Below are 25,622 nucleotides of genomic sequence, written 5' to 3'. Positions count from 1 at the left end.
CGCAGACGCGGGGATGAACCGCTACCCCTGAGCAATGGGCGCAAAAGACAGTGCCGTTCCCCGCAGACGCGGGGATGAACCGTCGCCATATCACACCGCCGTCTCTAACTGAATCCGTTCCCCGCAGACGCGGGGATGAACCGCCGCACCGGAACTGAGAAGTTCATAGCTAGGCCCGTTCCCCGCAGACGCGGGGATGAACCGATACTTGCATACTTAATTTTGACACAGGAACCCCGTTCCCCGCAGACGCGGGGATGAACCGGTCATGTCGTCTGAACCGTCATCGTCATACGCCCGTTCCCCGCAGACGCGGGGATGAACCGCCGGTTGATGAGTCTGTTAATTTTTGGGAATACCGTTCCCCGCAGACGCGGGGATGAACCGAGGCAGGTCATTAGAACCCGGCGCCACCAACTCCGTTCCCCGCAGACGCGGGGATGAACCGGATGAGTTTGTTGAGTGGGCACTTAATGATGACCGTTCCCCGCAGACGCGGGGATGAACCGTCAGCCCATGTTTCTGTATACGGCTCGTTATCCCGTTCCCCGCAGACGCGGGGATGAACCGGCAGAGTTTGCTCGCCGGGTTGGGTGCCATACCCGTTCCCCGCAGACGCGGGGATGAACCGCATTTTTGCTGGATCAGGGCGAACGACTGGGGCCGTTCCTCGCAGACGCGGGGATGAACCGAAATCGCACGGGCGCAGGCGATAAAGGACGCCCCGTTCCCCGCAGACGCGGGGATGAACCGACTCCCCAGGTTGATTCGGTTGCATTGTAAAACCGTTCCCCGCAGACGCGGGGATGAACCGTCATTCGGAACGATTACAGACCATGTTAAGTGCCGTTCCCCGCAGACGCGGGGATGAACCAGCCGCCCCGCTGCCGCTGGTGGCATCCGAGGCCCGTTCCCCGCAGACGCGGGGATGAACCGCGCCAGTATCCAGGACAAGATAACCGACCTATCCGTTCCCTGCAGACGCGGGGATGAACCGTTTATGAACGTGATTGGTTGACGGCAAGAGGCCCGTTCCCCGCAGACGCGGGGATGAACCGTTCGCGCATCAGGCGCAAAAACTCGGCTTCACCCGTTCCCCGCAGATGCGGGGATGAACCGTTTGTCAGGTCTACGTCGTCTAATGTCATTAGCCGTTCCCCGCAGATGCGGGGATGAACCGCCATGGTGAACGTGCAGCACGAAATCGCTATCCCGTTCCCCGCAGATGCGGGGATGAACCGATACATGGAACGGTTTCTATAATCCGTCAAATCCGTTCCCCGAAGATGCGGGGATGAATCGAACTCCGCCTGCTTTTGCTGAGTAGTTGGTTGCCGTTTTCCATCAGGTTAAGCGGATGTTTGGCTATTTTGATAACGAGGTGCTGGCGCTGCATCGAATTTCGGTTGGGGGGTATACGCTGGCGGGGTTGGCTGAAGGGGAGAGCCGTGTAATGACAGAGGATGAAGTAAGCTTGAAGTAGCCGCTGTTACTAAATGCGGGCGGGACGCCCGCGTTCCGGTTCGGGTCAACTGCTTTCCAGTATGCGAATCGCACTGCTCGCCGCCGCCGTTCTATTATCCACCTCCAGCTTTTTATAAATCTGTTCCAGGTGCTTGTTCACGGTACGCGGGCTCATTTCCAGTATGGTGGCGATCTCCCAATTGGTTTTGCCGAAGGAGAGCCAGTACAGCACTTGCGATTCGCGCTTGGTGACGTTCAGCGCTTGTTGCAGGTCGGCTTCGGTGCCCAGCTGTTTGGGCTTTACCAGCCGTATCAGCGAATGCAGTTGGTCGTAGTCGCCGGCGTATTCCGCATGCAGGGGCTCGTTCATTTCCGGCAGGGTGAGTGGTGTGTCGCGCTCATTGCCAGCCAACCATTGGGCGATGGCGGGTTTGATGTGCGCCCATTTTTCGACTAAGTCTTCCTGCAGGCTGCCGATCAACTCCTGGGCGTGGGGTGTGGCCCATTCCAACTCGCCGTTGACCGAAACGCAAAAGATATACTGGCCCGCATAGTCGAGTGCGGCCTGTGCCGATTTCGCCAGTTTGGCGTTGTGGCTGTGGGTTCTGATACGTGCCAGTACTTCACTGGGCACCACGGGCTTAGTGATGTAATCCACACCGCCCACTTCAAAGCCGCGTACAACGTGTTCCGAATCGTTCAGCCCGGTCATGAAAATGACCGGCGTTGAAGGCAGTTTTTCTTTCAGTTTTTGGCAGGTGTCAAAGCCGTCCATTTCCGGCATTACGCCATCCAGCAGAATTACATCCGGCTGAACCTTTTCTACGATAGAAAGCGCCTGCATGCCGTTCAGGGCCACCAGCACCGTTAACCCGGCTTCGTTTAAAGCGGCGTTGAGCATGCCGAGTGATTCCGGTGAATCATCAACAACCAGAACAATGATGTTATTAGATTTAATAATGTTCATCGATTTGTGCATCCAGGTAGTTAACAATTTTCTCAAAGTGACACTGCTGCAGGCTGCTTTGCAGCGGGGCAAAAAAGCTTTTGCTGGCGTTGCCGCTGTGCATCAGTGCTTCCATTTTTTCATTGAAGGCCGTCATAAAACCGATTTCAGCAAGTTCGCGTAATTTTTTAAGTTCTTCTTTGGCAGGGATTATCAGGTTGTGGCTGGTGCGCTCGTGTTCGCTGGTAGCGGTATTTTGGTACGTCCATTCTATGGGTAAAAGGTTGGTTAGTTTCGCCAGAAGCTCTTTTCTGGAAACCGGTTTACTCAGGTAGTCGTTATGGTATTGCGCCAGCATGTTGCTTTTTTCCAGCTCATGAATGTTGGCCGAGAGCATCATGATAGGGCTGCGGATATTATGTTTACGCAATTGAATGGCCAGCTGCCACCCGCTGGTTTCCGGCATGGTGATGTCGAGAATAAAGAGATGAATTTTCTCGCTGGCTGCAAGTTTTAATGCCGCTTCTGCGCTTTCTGCCAGCAGTAAATTAAAGCCCAGCGGGCTGAGGATGTTTTTTACCAGCATGCGCTGATCTTCAATGTCATCCACCACCAGAATGGTTTGTCGGTCTCCGTGGTAACCCACAATGTTTTTGCTTTGTAGGGGCTGTTTCAGGCTTGGCGTATCAATGGCAGAAAGCATCAGCTTCAGGGTGAAGGTGCTGCCTTTGCCGGGCGTGCTGCTGCAGGAAATTTCGCCGCCCATCAGGCTGGCCAGTGCGTTGGAAATGGTCAGCCCAAGGCCGGTACCGGAAATGATTTTCGAGTTGTCATTTTCAATGCGCTCAAAAGGCTTAAAAATTTGTTCAATGTCTTTTTGCGTTAAGCCATCGCCGGTGTCGCTAATTTCAAAGCTGGCCACCTGGTTGCGGTAACTGACGTTAAAGCTGACGGTGCCAGCTTCGGTGTATTTCACGGCGTTGTTGAGCAGGTTAATCAGAATTTGCCGCAGCCGTTGCTTATCGGCTGCAATATGTACCGGCAGGGAAGGGTTGTAGGTAAATTCAAAGCCGAGTCCTTTCTGGTTTGCCTGCAGGCGGAACATTTCGGCCAGTTCGTTGAGCAGCCCGTGCAGGTCTATCTGTTCGCGTTGTAATTCCAGACGGCCGGCTTCAATTTTGGATATTTCCAGCAGGCCTTCCAGCAGGTCGGATAGGTGCTTTCCGTTGCGGCGCAGTATTTGCGCATACTCACGTTTCTTCGGTGGGATTTCTTCATCGTGGCTCAGCAACTGAGCATAACCGAGCAGAACGTTCAGCGGTGTACGCAGTTCGTGACTGAGCCCGGCCAGGTAGCGGCTTTTGGCGTTGTTGGCGGTTTCTGCCTGTTGCTTGGCTTTTTCCAGTTTTTGCGAGGTGATTTCGTGCGCGGTGATTTCCTGGCTGAGCAGTTGCGCATGCGCCTGTAATTCTTTGATCGCGGCTTTACTGCTGTTATGTGCCAATACAAACAGGCCGCTGATGATACCAACGGGAATCAACAGCATGATAAAGGCGCGTACAAGGCCCGATGTCATGCTGCTTAAATGTTCCGGGGCAAGGTCGGGTATTTGGCTGTAGGCAATCAGGAAGATGGCCCCCATAAAACTGCTGACTAACAGCAGTACCAGCAAAAAATGGCTGATGGGCGAATCGAGCAAGCCGAGCATTCTCTTCGGCACAATGGGCCTGAGCAGAGAACGGATCTGTTGCGCCAGCGTGCCTTTTTTACGGCACTTGTCCTGGCAGCGAACATCCAAAGAACAGCACAGCGAGCAAATATGGCCACCGTAGGCCGGGCAGAAGGCCATGTCTTCATGCTCAAAGCTGTGCTCGCAAATATCGCACTGTATTTCGCCATGCAGGTGCACCGGTATTTCGTGATTGGGCTGAACCAGATAAAACCGGCTACGCGTGAGCAGCGCAATGATTGGCGCGGTAATAAAGGGCAGGGCAAAGGCAATGTAAGAGGCAAACGCCTTGACGAATTCGTTGAAAACATCCAGATGCGCCGCCAGCCCCACGGCCGAGGCAATCACCATAGAGCCCAGCCCTACCGGGTTTACATCGAACAGCTGCGAACGCTTAAACTCAATGCCTTTAGGGCTTAAACCCAGCGGCTTGTTGATGATCAAATCGGCCACCAGCGTGCCGATCCACGCCAACACCAGCACTGAATAAACCTGCAGGGTTTTTTCCAGCAGCTGGTAAACGCCCAGCTCCATCAGCAGCAGCGCGATAATAACGTTGAACACCATCCACACAACGCGGCCGGGGTGGCTGTGGGTGAGCCGAGAGAAAAAGTTAGACCACGCCAGCGAGCCGGCATAGGCGTTGGCCACATTGATTTTCAGTTGCGAGATAATCACGAACACACTGGCCACAATCAGCGCCAGTTGGGTATCGGAAAGCATGTAGCGGAACACTTGCAGGTACATGTGCGCCGGGTCGCCGGCCTCGGCCGGGCTGAAGCCGTGGCTGATTACCAGCCAGGCTAAAAAGCTGCCCAGCGCCAGCTTCGCCGCGCCAAATAGCATCCAGCCCGGGCCACCGAACAGCATAGAAAGCCACCACTTGGTACGGCCGCATTCTTTCTGCTCTGGTAAAAAACGCAGTATGTCTACCTGCTCGCCAATCTGCGCCACGATGGAAAGCAGCACCGCTGAAGCGCCACCAAACAACAGCCAGTTGAATTCTTGTTTATCACCGGTAACACCAGCGTAGCTCAGCCAGCTATCGAGCTGAGCATCCGGGTGGCTGAACACAAAGTAGAGCGGTATTAATTGCAGCGCCAGCCATAACGGCTGCGAAACCATCTGAAACCGGCTGATGTTGGTAATGCCCATTATCACCACCGGTATCACCACCACCGCGCTGATGATGTAGCCCAAAAATAGCGGAATGCCGAACAGCAGCTGTATCGCCATCGACATAATCGCAGCTTCCAGCGCAAAAAAGATAAAGGTGAACGAGGCATAAATGAGCGAAACAATGGTTGAGCCAATGTAGCCAAAGCCCGCTCCGCGGCTGAGCAGATCGATATCCACACCATATTTGGCGGCGTAATAGCAAATAGGGATGCCGCTGAAGATGACCACACCAGAAACGGCAGCAATGGCCCATAAGGCGTTGATGGTTCCGTACGAAAGCGTGATGGAGCCGCCCAGTGCCTCCAGTACCAGAAACGACACAATGCCCAGCGCAGTGTTGGCGATCCACCCCGATGACCATTTACGCGCGCGCTTGGCGGTAAAGCGCAGGGCGAAGTCTTCCAGTAGTTCGTTGGCGACCAGTTTGTTGTACTTGCGGCGGTTAACCGGAACCTGCTGCATGAGTGTAATTACGCTCCCAAAACTCGGTTGGGCTGGCGGGCTGCCTGCCTTAAAACTGAATCATTATTAGCATGCGCGATAGTAAATGCACTTTTACATTGAAAATATGCGTCATTCAACGTAGTCCGCTGACCTGTTTTGCGCATATCCCGCTTGCATCGTTTTTTCAATACTGAGCTCACTGTGAATCGGGCCAGCCAAAGCCCCGGCAGTTTCAATTGTTCATTCGATAACTGAAAAACCATGTAGGGACCATGCACATGAAAAAGACACTCTTAGCAAGTTCTGTTCTGGCTGCATCGCTGCTGAGCGGAATGGCTCTGGCTGCAGACGACACCATCAAAGTAGGCGTTTTACATTCACTCTCCGGCACCATGGCAATCAGTGAAACCACGCTGAAAGACACCATGCTGATGCTGGTGGACGAGCAAAACAAAAAGGGCGGGTTGCTCGGTAAGCAGTTGGAAGCCGTCGTCGTAGACCCAGCCTCTAACTGGCCGTTGTTTGCGGAAAAGGCGCGTGAGCTGATCTCTAAAGAAGAGGTGGATGCGGTGTTCGGCGCCTGGACATCGGTTTCCCGTAAGTCGGTTTTGCCGGTATTTGAAGAACTCAACAGTCTGCTGTTCTACCCGGTTCAGTACGAAGGTGAAGAATCTTCCAAAAACGTGTTTTACACCGGCGCTGCGCCTAACCAGCAGGCCATTCCGGCGGTGGACTATTTAATGGATCAGGGCGTTGAACGCTGGGTGCTGGCCGGTACCGACTATGTGTACCCGCGCACCACCAATAAAATTCTTGAAGCCTACCTGAAAGATAAGGGCGTGGCGGATGCCGACATCATGATCAACTACACGCCGTTTGGTCATTCCGATTGGCAGTCGATTGTTGCCGATATCAGCAAGTTTGGCTCGGCCGGTAAGAAGACTGCAGTAGTTTCTACCGTGAATGGCGATGCCAACGTACCGTTCTATAAAGAGCTGGGTAACCAGGGCATCACCGCTGATGAGATTCCGGTGGTGGCGTTCTCGGTTGGTGAAGAAGAACTTTCCGGTATGGATACCACCCCATTGGTCGGCCACCTGGCTGCCTGGAACTACTTCATGAGCGATGAAAGCGAAGTGAATGACGAGTTCATCGAAAAATGGCACGCCTTCATCGGCAATGAAGACCGCGTTACCAACGACCCAATGGAAGCGCACTACATTGGCTTCAACATGTGGGTCGAGGCGGTGAAGAAAGCCGGTACCACAGACCCAGAGGCGGTCGGCGAGGCGATGATCGGTGTTGCGGTACCGAACCTGACCGGTGGCTATTCCACCATGATGCCGAACCATCACATCACCAAGCCGGTACTGATTGGCGAAATTCAGGATGACGGCCAGTTCCAGACCGTATGGCGTACCTCGGGCCTGGTGGCCGGTGATGCCTGGTCCGATTTCCTGCCGGGTTCTAAAGACCTGATTGCCGATTGGCGTCAGCCGCTGGCCTGCGGTAACTACAACGTGAAAACGGGTAAGTGCTCTGGCCAGAATTACTAGTTGTTAACGTGGCTTGGTCTTCAGCTCGGCGGGATGCCTAGGTCCTGTCGGGCTGAAGCCCGACCTACAAAAGTTGCTAACTCTGTAGGTTGGTCTTTAGGCCAACAGGAATGCCAGGGTACCGTCGGGCTGAAGCCCGACCTGCAAAGGATGTTAACGCTGTAGGTTGGTCTTTAGGCCAACAAGAATGCCAAAGCACTGTCGGGCTGAAGCCCGACCTACAAAAGATGCTAACCCTGTAGGTTGGTCTTTAGGCCAACAAGAATGCCAAAGCACTGTCGGGCTGAAGCCCGACCTACAAAAGATGCGAACTCTGTAGGTTGGCCTTTAGGCCAACAAGAATGCCAAGGCACTGTCGGGCTGAAGCCCGACCTACAAAGGATGCTAACGCTGTAGGTTGGTCATTAGGCCAACAAGAATGCCAAGGCACTGTCGGGCTGAAGCCCGACCTACAAAGGATGCTAACGCTGTAGGTTGGTCTTTAGGCCAACAAGAATGCCAAGGCACTGTCGGGCTGAAGCCCGACCTACAAAGGATGTTAACGCTGTAGGTTGGTCTTTAGGCCAACAAGAATGCCAGGGCCCGTCGGGTTGAAGCCCGACCTACAAAAGATGCACCAAAGACCCTTCGAGGAATCGATATGGTTAATGCCATAACCCGTCTAACCCGCCATACCCACCGCAAGTTTGCGGCAATATGGCACCTGTTGCTGGTGGCAATGCTACTCGCCCCGCTATCGGCCAACAGCACCGAACAAACGGCCTTTAAGAGTGGCCTGGATCAACTGCTATCTTCTGATTTTAACGACATCAGCCAGGGCATTCGCCTGATCAGCCAAAGCGGTGACGAGCGTGCGTTCGATGTATTAACCATGCTGCTGGAAGGCCAGCTGTATGTGTACCGGTCTGAAAATCAGTTGGTCACCATCGTTGGTGAAAACGGCTCCAAGCCCATCATTCGCCCGTTATTTACCGATGCAAACGCCGAAACCGAAACCGTCAGCAAACGCCGGGTTAAGCGCGTTGGCATTAATAACCAACTGCGCGGTCAGCTGAAAACCGAGCTGGCGCTGCTGAATTTATCTTCGCCGCTGGCGGCCAACCGTGCCGCTGCGGTTAAACAAACCCTGGGTGATATTGACGAAGCCCTGTTCAGCCGCCTGAGCGAGCAACTGGCGACCGAGCAAGACCGAACCGTGCGCGAACTGATTGATGTCGCGCTGGCCATTTATCGCCTGCAAGCGCCCGGCTCGGCAATCGATCAGCAACTGGCGGCACTGAGCACCTTAGGTGCCAGCTACCAGCCGGCAGCGCGCATTGCGGTAACGCAGTTTTTAGCAACCGAGCCGGAAGCTGCGCTTGCCCGCAGTGCCGAAAGCGCACTCACTAAACTCGATGGCCGCGTGAAGGTGGCCGAGCTGGCCGAAACCCTGTTCTTTGGTTTAAGCCTGGGCTCGGTATTGGTACTGGCGGCGATTGGTCTGGCCATTACCTTTGGCGTGATGGGTGTGATCAATATGGCGCACGGCGAGTTGATGATGCTCGGTGCCTATACGACTTACGTGATTCAAACGCTGATGCCCGACCATTTAGCGGCATCGATCTTTATCTCGATCCCCGCTGCCTTTGTGGTTTCCGGCCTGGTGGGTATTGGTATCGAACGCGGCGTGATCCGCTTTTTATATGGTCGCCCGCTGGAAACGCTGCTGGCCACCTTCGGTATCAGCCTGATTCTGCAACAGGCGGTGCGCTCGGTGTTTTCGCCGCTCAACCGCTCGGTGGCCACACCGGAATTCATGACCGGGGTTGTCGAGCTGAACCCGCTGCTCAGCTTCACGCTCAACCGGCTGTACATCATTGTGTTCTGTTTAATCGTGTTCGCGCTGTTGTTCTTTATTTTGCGCTACACCCGCCTGGGTATCGAGGTGCGCGCTGTTTCCCAAAACCGTGCCATGGCCCGCGCCATGGGTGTGCGCTCAGAATGGGTCGATGCCATGACCTTCGGCCTGGGCTCGGGCATTGCCGGTATGGCTGGCGTGGCGCTGAGCCAACTGACTAACGTGGGTCCTAACCTGGGCCAGGCCTACATTATCGATTCGTTCATGGTGGTAGTGTTCGGCGGTGTCGGCAACCTGTGGGGCACGCTGGTGGCGGGTATGTCGCTGGGTATTGCCAATAAACTGATGGAACCGTGGGCCGGCGCCGTACTGGCGAAAATCCTCGTGCTGGTGTTCATCATCCTATTCATTCAGAAGAAGCCCCGCGGACTATTCCCGCAAAAGGGCCGTTCGGCGGAGGGTTAATGATGAATCCGCAAGCATCCTTAGATTCAAACCAGCGGCTATTCGACCGCTCCACGGTTAGCTTTTTAGCGGTACTGGGCATTGTGATGGCGGTGGTTATCGGCGCCAATGCGCTGTTCCCGCAGGGCTCGGCGCTGCACGTTTCAACCTACACCGTCACCCTGATGGGCAAGTATTTAACCTACGCTCTGCTGGCTGTCGCGGTTGATCTGGTTTGGGGGTATCTGGGTATTTTAAGCCTGGGTCACGGCGCGTTCTTTGCGCTGGGCGGCTATGCCATGGGCATGTACCTGATGCGCCAGATTGGTGATCGCGGCGTTTATGGCGACCCGATCCTGCCGGATTTCATGGTGTTCCTGAACTGGCAGGAGCTGCCCTGGTTTTGGTATGGCTTCGATAACTTCTGGTTTGCTGCCCTGATGATCATGCTGGTGCCGGGCCTGTTAGCCTTTGTGTTCGGCTGGCTGGCGTTCCGTTCGCGGGTGACCGGTGTGTACCTTTCCATCATCACGCAGGCGCTCACCTATGCGCTGATGCTGGCCTTCTTCCGCAATGAAATGGGCTTTGGCGGCAACAACGGTCTGACCGATTTTAAAGACATTCTGGGTTTTGATTTACAGTCCGACGCCACCCGCTTAACGCTGTTTTTCTGCTCCGGGCTGGCGCTGGCGCTGGGTTACCTGGCCTGCCGTTATATTGTGACCAGCCGTTTGGGTCGCGTCGCACTGGCGATTCGCGATGCCGAAGCCCGCACCCGCTTCACCGGCTATAAGGTGGAAAACTTCAAGCTGTGGATCTTCTGTTTTTCTGCCGTGCTCGCCGGTATCGCCGGGGCGCTGTATGTGCCGCAGGTGGGCATTATTAACCCGTCTGAATTTGCGCCGCTGATCTCCATCGAGCTGGTGGTGTGGGTCGCCCTGGGTGGTCGCGCCACACTGTACGGTGCAGTGATTGGTGCGCTGGCGGTGAACTACGCCAAAACCTATTTAACGGCAGCATTGCCCGAGGTTTGGTTGTTCTCGCTCGGTGCGCTGTTTGTACTGGTGACGCTGTTCCTGCCGAATGGTCTGGTGGGTCTGTTTAAGAAATTGACTGGCTTCAGCAAGCCGAAAGAGGTGAACGCATGACCAATGTTGTCGATTTTATTCGCCAGACGGTCGACCGCGACCATGTCTACGATTTCATGATGCCGCAGCAAAACCCGATGCTCGAAGTCGGCCAGGGCTTTCTGCTCTATTTGGAAGGCATCAGTGTCAGCTTCGATGGCTTCAAGGCCATTAACGATTTAAACCTCTATATCAAAGAGGGTGAGCTGCGCTGCATTATCGGCCCCAACGGTGCCGGTAAAACCACCATGATGGACATCATCACCGGCAAAACCCGGCCCGATACCGGCCAGGCCTGGTTTGGCCAGAAGATTAACCTGCTGGAAATGGACGAGCCGGAAATCGCCCAGGCGGGTATTGGCCGAAAATTCCAGAAGCCCACTGTATTTGAGCTGCAAAGCGTGTTCTGCAATTTAGAGCTGGCCATGGCGGGCGATAAGGGCGTGATGCCAACGCTGTTGGCGCGCTTAACGCCGAGTCAGGTTGACCGCATCGATCATGTGCTGCAGCTGATTGGCCTTGTAGGCCAACGCAATCTGCCCGCCGGTGCGCTTTCGCACGGGCAAAAGCAGTGGCTGGAGATTGGCATGCTGCTGATGCAAAGCCCAAAACTGCTGCTGGTGGATGAACCGGTCGCTGGTATGACACATCAGGAAATGGACCGCACCGGCGAGCTGCTCACCAACCTGGCCGGCGAGCACACCATTATTCTGGTGGAGCACGATATGGATTTTGTGCGCTCCATTGCCAGCGAAGTCACGGTGCTGCATCAGGGTTCGGTGCTGGCCGAGGGCACCATGCAGCAGGTGCAGAGCAACCCGAAGGTCGTTGAAGTTTATTTGGGGGCCGAAGCATGATTCAGATCGATTCTCTCAACCAGTTTTATGGCCAAAGCCACACCCTGTGGGATTTATCCATGACCGTGCCGGAAGGCAAATGCACCTGTTTAATGGGCCGCAACGGCGTGGGTAAAACCACGCTGGTGCAGAGCATTATGGGGCTGCTGCCGGTGAAGAGCGGCAGTATCAGCTACAAAGGCCAGAATATTGCTGGCATGGCGGCAGAAAAACGCGCGCCCATGGGCATTGGCTATGTACCGCAGGGGCGGCAGATATTCCCACTGCTGAGCGTGGAAGAAAACCTGCGCATTGGTCTGCCGGCGCGCCGCGATGGCCTGCGTCAGGTGCCCGATTACATCTTCGAGCTGTTTCCGGTGTTAAAGGAAATGCTGCATCGACGCGGGGGTGATTTATCCGGCGGTCAGCAACAGCAGTTGGCCATTGGCCGCGCACTGGTCACCGACCCCGGCTTTTTAATTCTGGATGAGCCGACCGAAGGTATTCAGCCCAACGTGGTTGCCGAAATTGGCGACATCATTCGCCGGTTGAACGAAGAGATTGGCCTCACCGTGTTACTGGTGGAGCAAAAGCTGCCGTTCGCCCGCAAGGTGGCCGATAACTTTTGCATTCTCGACCGTGGCCGCCAGGTCGCATTCGGCGAAATGACCGAGCTGAACGATCAGCTGGTGAAAGAATACTTAACGGTGTAATGGCATGACAGAACTGACCGATCAGCTCAACAAGGCCGAAAGCCAGCGTCACTGGCCAGCGTTTTTATCGCTCGGCTTTGACAAGGGCGAGGCCAAAACGCGCATGCACCGAATGCAGTTTCTTGGCCCGTTGCGCGTGCAGCGGCCGTTCTACCCGGAGGGCGAGGTGTGCCATGTGTACCTGCTGCATCCACCGGGCGGCTTGGTCAGTGGCGATGATCTGAACATTCAGCTCACCTGCGAGCCAGGCAGTAAGGTGCTGGTCACTACGCCTTCGGCCGGCAAAATTTACCGCGCCGACAGCAACGGCATCGCCCAGAAGCAGCGGGTGGATATCGAGGTGACCGACAGTCAGTGCGAATGGCTGCCCATGGAAACCATCGTGTTCGATGGCGCGCATGGCCGCCTGAGCACGCACATTAACCTGTATGGCCAGGCGCAGTTCTTCGGCCTGGATGTGTTCTGTTTGGGCCGCCCCAAAAGCAACCTGCCGTTTGCATCGGGCAGTGTAGAGCAGCGGCTGGCGCTGTATCACGACGATGTTCCGCTGCTGCTGGAGCGCCAGTTTCTGGCCGCGGACGATCCATTAATCAGCGCCATCAGCGGCTTTAACGGCAATCTGGTGTCCGGCACGCTGGTTGCCTTTGGCCTGGCAGATCCGGAACAGGCCGTGGAACAGCTGCACTCGCTGTTACAGCAACAGGCCATGACCACGCTCAGCGTCACCTGCCGCTTAAACGTGCTGGTGGTGCGCTACTTAGGTGCCTGCAGTGAGCAGGCACAAACCCAACTTCGCGCCTGCTGGCAACAGCTGCGCCCGCTGATGAACGGTACGCCAGCCTGCGTGCCGCGTATCTGGAACACCTAAAGGAGTCACCCATGGAATTATCACCCAGAGATAAGGATAAGCTGTTGCTGTACACCGCGGCACTGGTGGCCGAGCGTCGCCTGGCGCGGGGTGTGAAACTGAATTACCCGGAGGCGGCAGCCTATATTTCTGCCGCCATTATGGAAGGCGCGCGCGATGGCAAAACCGTGGCGCAACTGATGAGTGAGGGCAGGGCGCTGCTCACCCGAAATCAGGTGATGGAGGGCATTGCCGAGCTGCTGCCGGAAGTACAGGTAGAAGCGACCTTCCCGGATGGTACCAAGCTGGTGACCGTTCATAACCCCATTCAATAGGAGCCGCTCATGACATCCGGTGAATATGTACTCGCAGAGCAACCGATTGAACTGAACGCGGGCCGCAAAACGGTTGAGCTTTCGGTGATTAACCATGGCGACCGGCCCATTCAGGTGGGCAGCCACTACCATTTTTTTGAGACCAACCCGGCGCTGGATTTTGAGCGCAGCCAGGCCAGAGGCATGCGCCTGAACATTGCGGCCGGTACGGCAGTGCGCTTCGAGCCGGGCCAAAGCCGCAAGGTAGAGCTGGTGGCTCTGGCCGGCAGCGAAGAGGTGTACGGCTTCCGTGGCGAAATTATGGGCAAGCTGAGCGAGGCTAAGGAGTAACGTATGGCTAAAATTTCCCGTCAGGCCTATGCCGAAATGTACGGCCCCACCGTGGGCGATAAGCTTCGCCTGGCCGATACCGAGCTGTTTATTCAGGTTGAAAAAGACTTCACCACCTATGGCGACGAAGTGAAGTTCGGCGGCGGTAAGGTGATTCGCGATGGCATGGGCCAGGGCCAGAAGTGCCGCGCTGAGGTGGTCGATTGCGTCATCACTAATGCGCTGATTCTGGATCACTGGGGCATCGTGAAGGCCGATATCGGCATTAAAGATGGCCTGATTCATGCCATTGGCAAGGCCGGCAACCCGGATATTCAGCCCGATGTCACCATCAACATTGGCGCCAGTACCGAGGTGATTGCCGGCGAGGGCAATATCGTCACCGCCGGTGCGGTTGATGCGCATATTCACTTTATTTGCCCGCAGCAGATAGAAGAAGCGCTGATGTCTGGCACCACCACCATGCTCGGTGGCGGCACCGGCCCGGCGACTGGCACCAACGCCACCACCTGTACGCCGGGCGCGTGGAACCTGGCCAAAATGCTGGAAAGCACCGATACCCTGCCGATGAACTTTGGCTTCTTAGGTAAGGGCAACGCCAGCTTGCCGGAAGCACTGGAAGAACAACTGGAAGCCGGTGCCTGTGGTTTAAAGCTGCACGAAGACTGGGGCACCACACCGGCCAGCATCGACAACTGCCTGAGCGTGGCTGAAAAGTACGACGTGCAGATTGCTATTCATACCGACACGCTGAACGAATCCGGTTTTGTGGAAGATACTCTGGCCGCCTTTAAGGGCCGCACCATTCACACCTACCACACCGAAGGTGCCGGAGGTGGGCATGCACCGGATATCATCGTCGCCTGTAAAGAGCCGAACGTGCTGCCTTCTTCAACCAACCCCACGCGGCCCTATACCGTCAACACCGTGGATGAGCATCTGGACATGCTGATGGTGTGTCACCATCTGGACCCAAACATTCCGGAAGATGTCGCCTTTGCCGATTCCCGTATTCGCAAAGAAACCATTGCCGCCGAAGACATTTTGCACGATTTGGGCGCGTTCTCGATGATCGCTTCCGACTCGCAAGCCATGGGCCGTGTGGGCGAAGTGATCTGCCGCACCTGGCAAACCGCGCACAAGATGAAGGTGCAGCGTGGCTTGCTGCCGGAAGATGCCGACATTGGCGCCGATAACTTCCGTGCCAAACGCTACATTGCCAAATACACCATTAACCCGGCGCTGGCGCACGGCATCGATCATTTAGTCGGCTCGCTGGAAGTGGGCAAGCTGGCGGATATCGTGGTCTGGAAGCCTGCCTTTTTCGGCATTAAGCCGTCACTGATTATTAAGGGTGGCTTTATTGCCGCCGCGCCAATGGGCGATGCCAATGCTTCGATCCCGACACCGCAACCGGTGCATTACCGCTATATGTTTGGCGGCTTCGGCAGTGCGCCAGCGGCGACTTCGGTGACGTTCACCAGCAAGGCCGCGATCGATAACGGCCTGGCCGAACGTCTGGGCCTGCAACGGGCGCTGGTGCCGTGCAAAGGCTGCCGCACGGTGACCAAGAACGACATGGTGCACAACAGCTACATGCCCAACATCACCGTTGACCCGCAAACCTACGAGGTACGTGCCGATGGCCAGTTGCTTACTTGCGAGCCGGCCACCGAACTGCCACTGGCACAGCGCTATACGCTGTTCTGATAAGGAGATTGTTATGCTGAAAATTACCCGACGGGCGGACCATCATCACGGCACGGTAACCGATGCCGTTGTACTGCCTTACCAGCTGCGGCAGAAGGGCCGCTTTAAAGCCGAAAGCAAAGCCGGGCAGGAGGTTGGCATTTTTCTGGTGCGCGGTGAAGTGCTGCGCGAAGGCGACTTTCTGTTCAGCGAATGCGGCCAGATATTCGCAGTTGAGGCGGAAGCCGAACCGGTGGTCACCGCTGTGGCGACCGATTGGCTGACCTTCTCGAAAGCCTGTTATCACCTGGGTAACCGCCATGTGCCGATGGCCATTGGTGAGCTGTGGCTGCGCTTTCAGCCGGACCATGTACTGGAAGACATGGTGCAAATGTTTGGCTTAACGGTTACCCACCACAACGCCCCGTTTAACCCGGAAAACGGCGCTTATCACGGCGGCGGTCATCATCACGGACACAGTCACGATGAACACAATCACAGCCATGGGGAGCACGCCCACTGATGAACACCCAGGCATTGTTGTCGCTGCTGCACTTAACCAGCCCCAGCCTGCCGATAGGCGCGTTTGCCTACAGTCAGGGTTTGGAATCGGCGGTGGAAATGGGTTGGGTGAACAGCGAAGAAAGCCTGCATGAATGGCTTTCGCCCATTCTCAGCCACGCGCAGGCGAATTTGGATATCCCTCTGTTAAAGCGCCTGTACACGGCCTGGCAAGCAGACGATTTAGCACAGGTGCAGTATTGGCAGCAGGTGCTGCTGGCCAATCGCGAAACCCGTGAACTGCTGCAGGAAGAGCAAAAGTTAGGGCTTACTTTCTATCGCTTACTGGGCAGCCTTGGCATTGGCCTGCCGGTGCAGGCGCGCGAGTTCAGCTACCTGGTGTTGTTCGCAAAAGCTTGCGTGCATTACGGCATCGATATTCACGGCTGTTGCTCGGCCTGGTTATGGGCATGGCTGGAAAACCAGGTCGCCGCCGCCTGCAAAACCGTGCCGCTGGGGCAAACTTCGGCACAAAAGGTTTTGCTCGCCATGATGCCGGAAATAGAGCAGGCCATTGAACACGGGCTGGCCGTGCATGACGAAAACATCGGCATGACATTGCCTGCCTTTGCCATGGCCAGCGCCTGGCATGAAACCCAATATTCACGATTATTCAGGAGTTAAATATGAGTACACAATGTTTACGCGTAGGCGTGGGTGGGCCGGTTGGCTCCGGTAAAACGGCACTGTTGCGCCAGCTGTGTTCAGCCATGCGCGAACACTATAATCTGGCCGTGGTGACCAACGATATTTACACCCGTGAAGATGCCGAGTTTCTGCTGCGCCACGAAGCGCTGGAAGCCGACCGCATTATGGGCGTGGAAACCGGCGGCTGCCCACACACCGCCATTCGTGAAGATGCCTCTATGAACCTGGCGGCTATTGATGAGCTGCAGGAGCGCCACCCGGATTTAGAACTGGTGCTGGTTGAAAGCGGCGGCGATAACTTAAGCGCCACCTTCAGCCCCGAGCTTTCCGATTTAACCCTGTACGTTATTGATGTTTGCGCTGGCGATAAAATTCCGCGCAAGGGCGGGCCGGGTATTACCAAATCGGACTTGCTCATCATCAACAAAACCGACTTAGCACCCATGGTGAATGCCTCGCTGGAAGTGATGGACCGCGATGCTAAAAAGATGCGCGGTGAAAAGCCCTTTGTGTTTACTAATTTGGTACGCGGCGATGGCGTTGCCGAAATCATTAACTTTATTGTTAATCAGGGCATGCTTGTAAAACGCGATGTCACTGTTTCTGTTACCGAGCCAATGGAGGCCTCTGTATGAAAAAACTGATTCATTCTTCAATTGTTTTGTTGGTAGGCGCAGGGCTGAGCACTGGCGCACTGGCACACGCCGGGCATGAACAGCACAGCAGTTTTATGACCGGTTTACTGCACCCGCTGACCGGCTGGGACCATCTGGCAGCCTTGTTGCTGGTAGGTGTTTTCGTTGCCGTTAGCGCTAAAAAAGCTGCGTTCGGTTTAATAGCGTTTGTTAGCTTTATGCTCGTTGCTGGTTTTACCGCAGGGGTGTATTGGTCGCAGGCACACAGCGTTGAAGGGCTGGTACTGGCATCGCTGTTTGCGTTACCGGTTTGCCTGCTTTTGTATTTAAAAACCGGTGCACTGAAGGCACTGGCGCTGATGGCACTGGGTATTTTCAGCGCCTGTCACGGCGTGGTGCAGGGTGCAGAAGCCTACGGGGCGCTGGTGCAGTATGCTGGCGGTACGTTGCTTTCCAGCGTGGCGGTGATGGCATCGGTTGCGTTGATAGTGAAAGCCGTTGTTGGTGTTAAGCGGCGTGTTGCCGCAGTAGCACAGTAATACTCCCGGCAAACGGTTTTGCGGGCGAGACGCCCGCGGTCCAGTTAGCCCCAGATGGACCGTGGGCGTCCCCGCCCACATCAACCAGACTCTAATCTTTAGCTCGTAAGCCACAGAAAAAAACAATGTGGGCGAGACGCCCGCGTTCCGGTTAGCCCCAGATGGACCGCGGGCGTCCCCGCCCGCATCAACCATCCTCTAACCTTTAGCTCGTAAGCCACAGAAAAAACAATGCGGGCGAGACGCCCGCGTTCCGGTTAGCCTCAGATGGACCGCGGGCGTCCCCGCCCGCATCAACCAGCCTCTAATCTTTAGCTCGTAAGCCACAGAAAAAACAATGCGGGCGAGACGCCCGCGTTCCGGTTAGCCCCAAATGGACCGCGGGCGTCCCCGCCCGCACTAGCCAGCCACCAATCTTTAGCACGTGAGCCAAAGCAAAAAACAATGCGGGCGAGACGCCCGCGTTCCGGTTAGCCCCAGATGGATCGCGGGCGTCCCCGCCCGCACTAGCCAGCCTCTAATGTTTAGCGTGTGAACCGCAGTAAAAAAATAATGCGGGCGAGACGCCCGCGTTCCAGATAGCATCAAGGTAAGGGTTTGGTGTGAGCCCCGAAATCAGGTTTCCAGTGAGGTTCTGGGCCTATGAAAATCACTCGCTTGATCGAGCTCATCCACATCGGCGGCGCTTAATTTTTTATCCAACCCATTCAGCACGCTGATGAGCTGTTCGGGTGAGTTAGCACCAATGATTGGCGCGGTGACCACCGGTTTTGCGCGCAACCAGTTAATGGCCGCCTGCGCCGGTGTCATGGCGTTTCTTTCTGCAACGCTCACTAACGTTTCTATGATGTTCCAGTTCTGTTCACTAAAGCGGCGCTCTGCGTTTTCTTCTGCGCGGACGCTTTGCGGCAGCTCTTTTCCGCGCCGGTATTTGCCGGTGAGCACACCGCCAGCCAGTGGGCTGTAGGGGATAACACCCAGGCCATAGTTCTCGCAAACCTGAGCCAGCTCGGTTTCAAAATCGCCACGGGTAGGCGACAGTAAGTTGTATTCCGGTTGCAGGCTGATGAAGGATTCCAGGTTGTTTTTATCGGATGTCCAAAGTGCCTGCATCAGGCGCCAGGCGCTGAAATTTGAGCAGCCCATGTAGCGTACCTTGCCCTGACGAACCAAGTCTGTGAATGCGGAAAGTGTTTCTTCAATCGGAATCAGCGGGTCAATAAAGTGCGCCTGATATAAATCGATGTAGTCGGTGTTTAACCGACGCAGGCTATCCTCGCAGGATTTTATAATCCATCGGCGGGAAAGCCCCTCGCGCTGCTTAAAAGTAGCCCGGCTGTCACAGAATTGCATGCCCATGGCGGCGCGCACCTTGGTTGCCAACACGATGTCGTAGCGGTTTTGAGTTGCCAGCCAGCGGCCGATCATTTCTTCAGAAACACCGCCTGGGTTTTCCGGGCCGCCCAGCGCGTTCGACCAGGAGCTGTAGCAATCTGCGGTATCAATGAAGTTACCGCCGTGCTCAACGTAGGTATTCATTACCGCATTGGCCGCCGCTTCGTCTGCCGACCAGCCGAACTGCATGGTGCCCAGCCCAACCCTGTACACAAATAACCCGCTGTTGCCGACCTGTACATAAGGCTCTGTTGAATTTTTACCAAAACTCATCGCCATCTCTCCTTCATTTATCAAGCAAAATTATTCAGTCTTACTGCCGTAAAAACTGATTTTATGATCGATAAGTTCCAAAGCCTTTTGCATCTTTTCTATATCTTGCAATACCTTTTGCCGGTGTGCATTCAGCAGTGCCAGCCGCTCTGGCTCGGTACCTGTACCCTGAGCCCCCAATGCGCAGTAATGACGCAGCTGGTCAATGCTCATACCGGTATTACGCAGGCAGCGTAAAACCTCTACCCATAGAATGTCTTCACTGCTGTAGCGGCGGTGGCCACTGGCTGCGCGCGAAACATTCTGCAGCAGGCCTTCCTTTTCGTAGTAGCGCAGGGTATCTATCGATACTCCGGATCGCTCAGACATTTGAGCAGGTGTGAGCCAGGTTTCTTTTGCTTTAGTTTTTATCGTCATGAGCACACTCTAATAGCTGGAGCGCACTCCAGGTCAAGGGGAAATGTAGTTTAAAATGACCTTTTCAGGAAGGTGTCCAATTTAATACTGATAAATAGTATGAATCTTTTTGCCTGGTTGTTCGTCTTAGAAGGGTAGGCCTGGATTCTGATGCGTCATCGCCGGTCATTCGGGGCGTCAAAAGTGTAGTGGTACAAAAGAGGTAAGCAAAATGGGTATGACAGTTCTCCTGGTTGTTATTCTTTCATTCATTCTTAGTTTTATTTTTGCATTAGGAGGCGTCGGCTCTGCATTAGTTATTGTGCCGGCCCTAACGTGGATTGGCTTACCCTTTGCTCAGGCAAGGTCCGTGGGTTTGTTTGTAAATGGCGTCAGCATGATCGGAGCGACCTATTCAAACATAAAGAATAAACGGCTGGATTTTAAGTTAGGGCTGCCAATTATTGCTGCATCCATTGTATTTGCTCCTCTGGGGGCTTGGTTTGGGCACCTGATTCCAACCAGATATCTGCTCATGGTATTTATAACCTTCCTGTTCTTCTCCGGGATGATGATGTTGTTTTTTAAAAGCGCCAAATATGCCAATCAGTACCGGGAAGACCGCCCCTTTATGGGCCCTCTGCTCACCGGGGTCATCGCTGGTTTTATTTCAGGGCTATTAGGTGTTGGCGGTGGTGGTGTGATTTCTCCCTTAATGATGATGCAGGGCTTTAACCCGAAAAAGGTAGCAACGATTACCGCTTTTTCGGTACCGTTTTCATCGCTTACTGCCTTTGCTACATACGCGCTCATGGGCTCTGTACCCTGGAATCTTTTAATATTTGCAGGCGTGTCCGCCTGGTTGGGCGGCTATTTGGGTACTATTGTGATGCACCAGAAAATGCATCCGGCAACGGTTAAAAAATTTCTGGGTGGGATGATTCTACTGCTTGGCGCTCGGCTGGTGTTTACGTTATAAGGCTTTGCCTGAAAGCTGGGTTCACCGAAGCAAAAGCTACCTGGATTCAGCAGGCTTGGTTAAACTTCTTAACCTTACATGCATTTTTATGTATTAAGTTGTGAATAGGGTAACCTAAGCTCTGTTTAAACTGCAATTAACCTTCCAAGAGACATAAATGGAAAAGTTCGAACAACTATTGAGTATCGCAAAACGAAAGTCGAAGTTTGACCAGGGCAGTCGTTGGTCCGATGGATCTTCTACTTATCTGGCCGAGATCGTCAATGAGGTAAACGAGGTTGTAGAAGAGTTACCCAAAAAACGACTGTGTTACCTTGAGGATGAACTGGGTGATATTTTGTGGGATTACCTGAACATTCTCTGTGCCCTGGAAAAGGAAGCCGGAGTTAACGTTCAGTCGGTTCTTAACCGGGCCTGTAACAAATATGAAGAGCGTGTCTCGGGTATCGAATCCGGAAAGCTCTGGAAAGACGTGAAAGAAAAACAAAAGATTGCTTTAGAGAATGAGCAGCGTCTGCATGATGGCGGCTAGCTTAAGATGCACGAACCCGACACTGCTGACACCGATTGGGTCTGAAAGACACGGGGGCGTGAGTATTGACAGAATAATTGGTGGCGTTTGCTGCGGGTGAAACAGCCGTGTTTTAGCCTCACGGCCGGTTTGGAACTCAAACCCACAGAGGTGCGTTATCAGCCGAGTAACTTAATAATCTCAGCTGGTTTATGAACAATATGTTCAGCGCCAGCACCTACCAGTTCTTGCTCTGTGCGGAAGCCCCAGGTAACGCCAACAGATGTATAGCCCGCATTCTTTGCTGTAAACATATCAACATCGCTGTCGCCTAAATACAGAACCTCGCCTGGCTCTACGGATAAAGCGTTAGTGACTAAGCGAGAGACATCTGTACTCGGTTTTAATGCCAGGCCCTCTTCCTGCCCCTGTACAACGTGCCACTGCCAGTTTGATAAAAAGTGTTTCACGCACTCGTCTGCAAAGCTTTTGGGCTTGTTGGTTAAAATGCCAAATTTCAGTGTGCTAGCGGAAAGCTGGTTCAGCACATCGGCCAGCCCATCGTACAGCCGGGTTTTGTTAGCCCAGTTTTCATTGTAATGCTCTTTGTAGGTCGCTAAGCAGGCGTCGATGGTCTCGGGGTTGCGGGCTTGTTCCGGTAGTGCCCGTTCTACTAACTTGCGTGCGCCACTGCCAACAAAGTAACGGTAGGATTCGGTTGGTTGTGCTGCGAAGCCGTGTTTTATCAGGGCGAAATTGGTTGAATCGGCAAGGTCTTCAAGGGTGTTCAGCAGGGTGCCGTCCATATCAAACACGAGGGCTTTGTAGCGCATTTAAGCTCCTTAGATTAACTTTTAGTTTGAATTATGTTGGTCATAATACATGAATATCTGGCAACGGGTTTGGTATTCGCATTCTTGCCAGGTCAATCCAAATAGAGCAGTGAAAGCATCTGCCAGCGGTGTTTCCAGCTGGTAACGCTCGGCCCGTTTTACTATTTTTTTGTCCAAGTTGGCAAAATCAAAACCTTTTTAGGCTGCTTTTCCCTAAAGTAAAGAAACTGTGAATTCCAGCGCTGCTTTAGCCGGCTCGCCATTGATACTATCCATTCGCTTTAATACCTTCTGACTTTAAACGGAACTATCATGATGCGTTACTCTGCACTGGCCTTAACCTTAGCGATGATCGGATGTAGCGGTGATTCATTAACCGGGGATCAGAAGAGTACTGTAACTGCAACGACCGAGTTAACTGAACCGCTGCAGTTTTTAGGCTCAACAGACCACGAAGTTGTATCCGTGAGTGGTGGTGCAACCTGGGTACAGGATGATTCAGGTGATTATGTTTACGATAATAACGGCACAACCTATACCAAAAGAGCCATCCTTTATTCTGCCGAATCGTTTCAATCGGATAGTGGCTTTAGATTAACCGTTGAATATACGACAGGTACCATTGCAGATAGCGCCGCTCATAACTTTTCATTTGGTTTAGTCAGCGATGAAACAGACCTGGCAAACTATTCAGGTTTTAACCCTTTCAGTGCTGAAACCTCCGTTTATAGCTTGGGTGTGAACCTGACTGCTGCAGACGGTACTGATTTTCGGGGTCTTAATTTTGCCAATGCTACCGAGGTTGTATCGTTAGACGAATCAGGCACCCGAGTGCAGTTTGCAACAGGTGAGCCGACCACGGTGACCCTAGAAATTGGCATTGGTGGGTCTTACAACTACCGCATTAACGACGAGTTTGAAGCCTCCGGTGTGTTGGTGGACGGCTTTGATTCATCTAAAAATTACCATGTTGTTGTTTATGGTCAGGATGACCACGGTGGCGGCAAGTCGATTCAATCGATTAGTTTAGAAAAAGCGCCCGCTGCCGGTGAACGTGCCGCAGGGCTGAGAGGTACCTGGTATTCCGGTATTCACCCTACCTTAATAGACGATCGATTAAAGAGCCTTAAAACGCTTGATGGTTTTGGTGTGGGCCTGACCGATGGCGCGTCATTATCTGCCCAGCATTATGGGCCAAGCAAATTAATTGAAAGCCTTGATGGGGGTGATGAGGTGGTGCCCACCTGGGGCGATCTGAGCCTGGATGACCCTGAAACCGATGATGTGATGGATTACATCAATATCATTAAGGATGCTGGCTTTAAGGTTAAAATGTACACCAACTCTGAAAACTTTGTGGGGACGAATCAGGATCAGTTTGTCGAGTTTGTTGAAAGCTGGATGGCCTATTGTGATACCGACCCGGACGTTCAGGCGTTTATCAACAGTCAGCCGTATCACACGGGTATTTGGAACAGCGCCACCGGTGACTATGAGGATGCAACGGATACCTACCCGTTGCGTAAATACATGTTTGCTTATGCGGAATACATGTTAAAAGAATACTCGCTGCGCTATGGCCCTTATGTTGATTCCTGGATATTTGATGATGGTGCAACCATGGAAGACATGGGCGATAGCGCCACCAGTGGGTTGATTGAAGAGCAGCGTATTTACCAGGCATTTGCCGATGCAGCAAGGGCCGGTAACCCGGATATTCCCGTAGCCTTTAATAATGGCAGAAGTACCGTTAATTATAATTCTTACCCATTTGCTCATGCTGTGCAGTTTGATGATTTTACCTTTGGCCACGCCTTTGGCGGCAACAATAACCATGCTGAAAAGGTCGATGGCAATCAGTTTAATTTGAATTATCAACATATCACCCGTATGACAGATACAAACGGCTATGTTCATGCAGATGGTAACTGGGCGTGGGATGATCTTATTGTCGGTAACTTCCATTCTAAGCTTTCTACAACAGCCTGGAAGTATGGGCCAAACCAGGCCTGGGAGCAGGACGACTTTAATCAGTGGTCTTTAGAGGCGATGCAGGCCGGTGGTTCTATGACCTGGGATGGCTCATATAACCGAACGATTACCACTGTTTATGATTGGGTTTACGTTTTACTTGAAGGCACCGATGAATACCTGATGGCTTATGAATCACCGGGTGCACCTAACTGGGCCAGAGGTTCAACGCCGTTACCCACCGCCTACCTGGGCGAATCTTACAGTCATGAATTGACGGAAGGCGACGACTTCTGGGACCCGGAAGGCGATGAGATTATTCAGCTGCGTATAGTCGATACAGACAGCGCACCGGCGTGGCTAAGCGTTGAAAAAACCGATACCGGCGTTTGGACGTTAAGTGGTGTGCCAACTGAAAGCGAAGCGGCAGCTTATGAATTTAGCTTGGAAATTGCAGATGCCTCTGGCGCAACCAGCCGTTCAGTCGAATTGTTAGTTGAGTGATGAGTTTAAGTTGTTGAATGCAAAAACTGCTGAAAGGCATCTGCCAGCGGGTGGCGCTCCCGCTCCGGCCAACTCACCACCGACAGCTCGCGCTTCAGCGCCAACGGTGTTTCCAGGCGGTGCAGTTCACCGCGCGCTACCTCGTTAGCAACGGATAGTGCCGATAAACAACCCACACCTAAACCGGCTTTTACGGCCTGTTTAATGGCCTCCTGGCGGTTCAGTTCCAGTGCAATTTTTACCTGTATACCGGCCTGTTGTACGGCGGTATCGAACACCTTGCGTGTGCCGGAACCCTTTTCCCGCAATACCCACGGCTGGCTTTTCAGGTTGCGCAGGCCGGCTTTTTTAGTGCTCGCCAGTGCATGCCCAGGGCTGCAGAACACTGCCAGCTCGTCCTGCTGCCAGGGGCTGATGCTCAGCTGTTTGTGCGTGGCGGGGCCCTCAATTAAGCCCAGCTGGACCTGGCCTGTCTCCAGCATCTGAATCACTTCTGCGGTATTGGTAATGCGAATATCCGGCTCAACCTTTGGGTGTTGGGCGGTGAACTTAGCCAGCAGCGCCGGCAACAGGTAGCAGGCAATGGTGACGCTGGCGGCAATGCGCAGCGGCCCGCTCATGTCTTCACCATCGGGGTGGCGCAAGGCTTCGGCCAGGGCAAGTATCTGGTGGATTTTTAGCAGTGCATCGCGGCCGCTATCGGTGATAACCAGCTCGCGGCCAACACGGTGAAACAGGGCATAGCCGATATTGCTTTCCAGCTCGCGCAGTGCCTGGCTGGCTGCCGATTGGCTGATCGCCTGTTCATCGGCAGCGCGGGTGAGCTGGCCTAAGCGGGCAATGGCTTCAAACAACCGGAGTTGGCGCAGGCTAAGGTTCATCGTTCGGTATCTCTAATCTA

General features: G+C 54.0%; 22 protein-coding genes and 1 CRISPR repeat array (1 of these 23 cut by a window edge). Of the genes, 16 read left to right on the top strand and 6 right to left on the bottom strand.

Annotated features, from left to right (window positions below):
- Positions 1-1,302: direct repeats of the CRISPR family, unit length 29 nt; unit sequence CCGTTCCCCGCAGACGCGGGGATGAACCG; it reaches 1,778 nt to the left of the window's first position.
- A gap of 226 nt (positions 1,303-1,528) precedes the next feature.
- Together BCF53_RS14175 and BCF53_RS14170 are read right to left on the bottom strand one after the other, a co-directional pair.
- Complete coding sequence (locus BCF53_RS14175) at positions 1,529-2,431, bottom strand: response regulator transcription factor (RefSeq protein ID WP_132702488.1); 903 nt, start codon at positions 2,429-2,431, stop codon at positions 1,529-1,531.
- Positions 2,418-5,780, bottom strand: a complete 3,363-nt coding sequence (locus BCF53_RS14170; RefSeq protein WP_132702486.1) for a hybrid sensor histidine kinase/response regulator — start codon at positions 5,778-5,780, stop codon at positions 2,418-2,420. Before BCF53_RS14170 ends, BCF53_RS14175 begins: the two co-directional genes overlap by 14 nt.
- A gap of 260 nt (positions 5,781-6,040) precedes the next feature.
- Between BCF53_RS14170 and urtA the strand changes: the two genes are divergently transcribed.
- The 13 genes from urtA (at position 6,041) to BCF53_RS14105 (ending at position 17,859) form a co-directional block, all read left to right on the top strand.
- Positions 6,041-7,318 (top strand): urea ABC transporter substrate-binding protein, encoded by a 1,278-nt coding sequence (gene urtA / locus BCF53_RS14165; RefSeq protein WP_207902743.1) that lies wholly within the window; start codon positions 6,041-6,043, stop codon positions 7,316-7,318.
- 640 nt (positions 7,319-7,958) lie between these two features.
- Positions 7,959-9,620, top strand: coding sequence for an urea ABC transporter permease subunit UrtB (urtB, locus tag BCF53_RS14160; RefSeq protein ID WP_243645841.1), 1,662 nt, complete (start codon positions 7,959-7,961; stop codon positions 9,618-9,620).
- Between the two features lie 2 nt (positions 9,621-9,622).
- Positions 9,623-10,747: an urea ABC transporter permease subunit UrtC gene (urtC, locus tag BCF53_RS14155; protein WP_132702565.1), complete on the top strand. Its 1,125-nt coding sequence runs from the start codon at positions 9,623-9,625 to the stop codon at positions 10,745-10,747.
- Positions 10,744-11,583 (top strand): urea ABC transporter ATP-binding protein UrtD, encoded by an 840-nt coding sequence (urtD, locus tag BCF53_RS14150; protein ID WP_132702482.1) that lies wholly within the window; start codon positions 10,744-10,746, stop codon positions 11,581-11,583. Before urtC ends, urtD begins: the two co-directional genes overlap by 4 nt.
- Positions 11,580-12,275 carry an urea ABC transporter ATP-binding subunit UrtE gene (urtE, locus tag BCF53_RS14145; RefSeq protein ID WP_132702480.1) on the top strand — a complete coding sequence of 232 codons (696 nt, stop codon included), beginning with the start codon at positions 11,580-11,582 and terminating at the stop codon, positions 12,273-12,275. Before urtD ends, urtE begins: the two co-directional genes overlap by 4 nt.
- Positions 12,276-12,279: 4 nt before the next feature.
- On the top strand, positions 12,280-13,143 hold the full coding sequence (locus tag BCF53_RS14140) for an urease accessory protein UreD (protein WP_132702478.1): 864 nt from the start codon (positions 12,280-12,282) through the stop codon (positions 13,141-13,143).
- A gap of 11 nt (positions 13,144-13,154) precedes the next feature.
- Positions 13,155-13,457 carry an urease subunit gamma gene (gene ureA, locus BCF53_RS14135; protein ID WP_132702476.1) on the top strand — a complete coding sequence of 101 codons (303 nt, stop codon included), beginning with the start codon at positions 13,155-13,157 and terminating at the stop codon, positions 13,455-13,457.
- 9 nt (positions 13,458-13,466) lie between these two features.
- Entirely contained in the window at positions 13,467-13,787 is a 321-nt protein-coding gene (locus BCF53_RS14130) for an urease subunit beta (RefSeq protein WP_132702474.1), read from the top strand.
- Between the two features lie 3 nt (positions 13,788-13,790).
- Positions 13,791-15,497 (top strand): urease subunit alpha, encoded by a 1,707-nt coding sequence (gene ureC / locus BCF53_RS14125; protein WP_132702472.1) that lies wholly within the window; start codon positions 13,791-13,793, stop codon positions 15,495-15,497.
- A gap of 13 nt (positions 15,498-15,510) precedes the next feature.
- The gene (gene ureE / locus BCF53_RS14120) at positions 15,511-15,999 is read left to right on the top strand and encodes an urease accessory protein UreE (protein WP_132702470.1); all 489 of its coding nucleotides are present in this window, start codon (positions 15,511-15,513) and stop codon (positions 15,997-15,999) included.
- Complete coding sequence (locus tag BCF53_RS14115) at positions 15,999-16,661, top strand: urease accessory protein UreF (protein WP_132702468.1); 663 nt, start codon at positions 15,999-16,001, stop codon at positions 16,659-16,661. Before ureE ends, BCF53_RS14115 begins: the two co-directional genes overlap by 1 nt.
- Positions 16,662-16,663: 2 nt before the next feature.
- Entirely contained in the window at positions 16,664-17,320 is a 657-nt protein-coding gene (gene ureG, locus BCF53_RS14110; RefSeq protein ID WP_132702466.1) for an urease accessory protein UreG, read from the top strand.
- Positions 17,317-17,859 carry a HupE/UreJ family protein gene (locus BCF53_RS14105; RefSeq protein ID WP_132702464.1) on the top strand — a complete coding sequence of 181 codons (543 nt, stop codon included), beginning with the start codon at positions 17,317-17,319 and terminating at the stop codon, positions 17,857-17,859. Before ureG ends, BCF53_RS14105 begins: the two co-directional genes overlap by 4 nt.
- A gap of 615 nt (positions 17,860-18,474) precedes the next feature.
- On the opposite strand, the gene BCF53_RS14100 is transcribed toward BCF53_RS14105, so the two are convergent.
- A complete protein-coding gene (locus BCF53_RS14100) occupies positions 18,475-19,527 on the bottom strand; it encodes an aldo/keto reductase (protein ID WP_207902741.1) in 1,053 nt (350 codons plus the stop codon).
- Between the two features lie 30 nt (positions 19,528-19,557).
- Positions 19,558-19,944, bottom strand: a complete 387-nt coding sequence (locus BCF53_RS14095; RefSeq protein ID WP_132702462.1) for a MerR family transcriptional regulator — start codon at positions 19,942-19,944, stop codon at positions 19,558-19,560.
- A 211-nt stretch (positions 19,945-20,155) separates the two neighbouring features.
- Here BCF53_RS14095 and BCF53_RS14090 point away from each other — a divergent pair, with 211 nt between their 5' ends.
- Positions 20,156-20,902, top strand: coding sequence for a sulfite exporter TauE/SafE family protein (locus BCF53_RS14090; protein WP_132702460.1), 747 nt, complete (start codon positions 20,156-20,158; stop codon positions 20,900-20,902).
- Between the two features lie 157 nt (positions 20,903-21,059).
- The gene (locus BCF53_RS14085; protein ID WP_132702458.1) at positions 21,060-21,434 is read left to right on the top strand and encodes a MazG nucleotide pyrophosphohydrolase domain-containing protein; all 375 of its coding nucleotides are present in this window, start codon (positions 21,060-21,062) and stop codon (positions 21,432-21,434) included.
- Between the two features lie 158 nt (positions 21,435-21,592).
- Here BCF53_RS14085 and BCF53_RS14080 read toward each other — a convergent pair whose 3' ends face one another.
- Positions 21,593-22,246 carry an HAD family hydrolase gene (locus tag BCF53_RS14080; RefSeq protein ID WP_132702456.1) on the bottom strand — a complete coding sequence of 218 codons (654 nt, stop codon included), beginning with the start codon at positions 22,244-22,246 and terminating at the stop codon, positions 21,593-21,595.
- Positions 22,247-22,558: 312 nt separating this feature from the next.
- On the opposite strand from BCF53_RS14080, the gene BCF53_RS14075 reads away from it, so the two are divergent.
- Positions 22,559-24,721: an Ig domain-containing protein gene (locus BCF53_RS14075; protein ID WP_132702454.1), complete on the top strand. Its 2,163-nt coding sequence runs from the start codon at positions 22,559-22,561 to the stop codon at positions 24,719-24,721.
- A gap of 5 nt (positions 24,722-24,726) precedes the next feature.
- On the opposite strand, the gene BCF53_RS14070 is transcribed toward BCF53_RS14075, so the two are convergent.
- Positions 24,727-25,602, bottom strand: coding sequence for a LysR family transcriptional regulator (locus BCF53_RS14070; protein ID WP_132702452.1), 876 nt, complete (start codon positions 25,600-25,602; stop codon positions 24,727-24,729).
- Positions 25,603-25,622: the final 20 nt, after the last annotated feature.

The organism is Reinekea marinisedimentorum, assembly GCF_004341165.1.
Lineage (GTDB): Bacteria > Pseudomonadota > Gammaproteobacteria > Pseudomonadales > Natronospirillaceae > Reinekea > Reinekea marinisedimentorum.
This window is presented reverse-complemented; position numbering and strand designations above follow the sequence as displayed.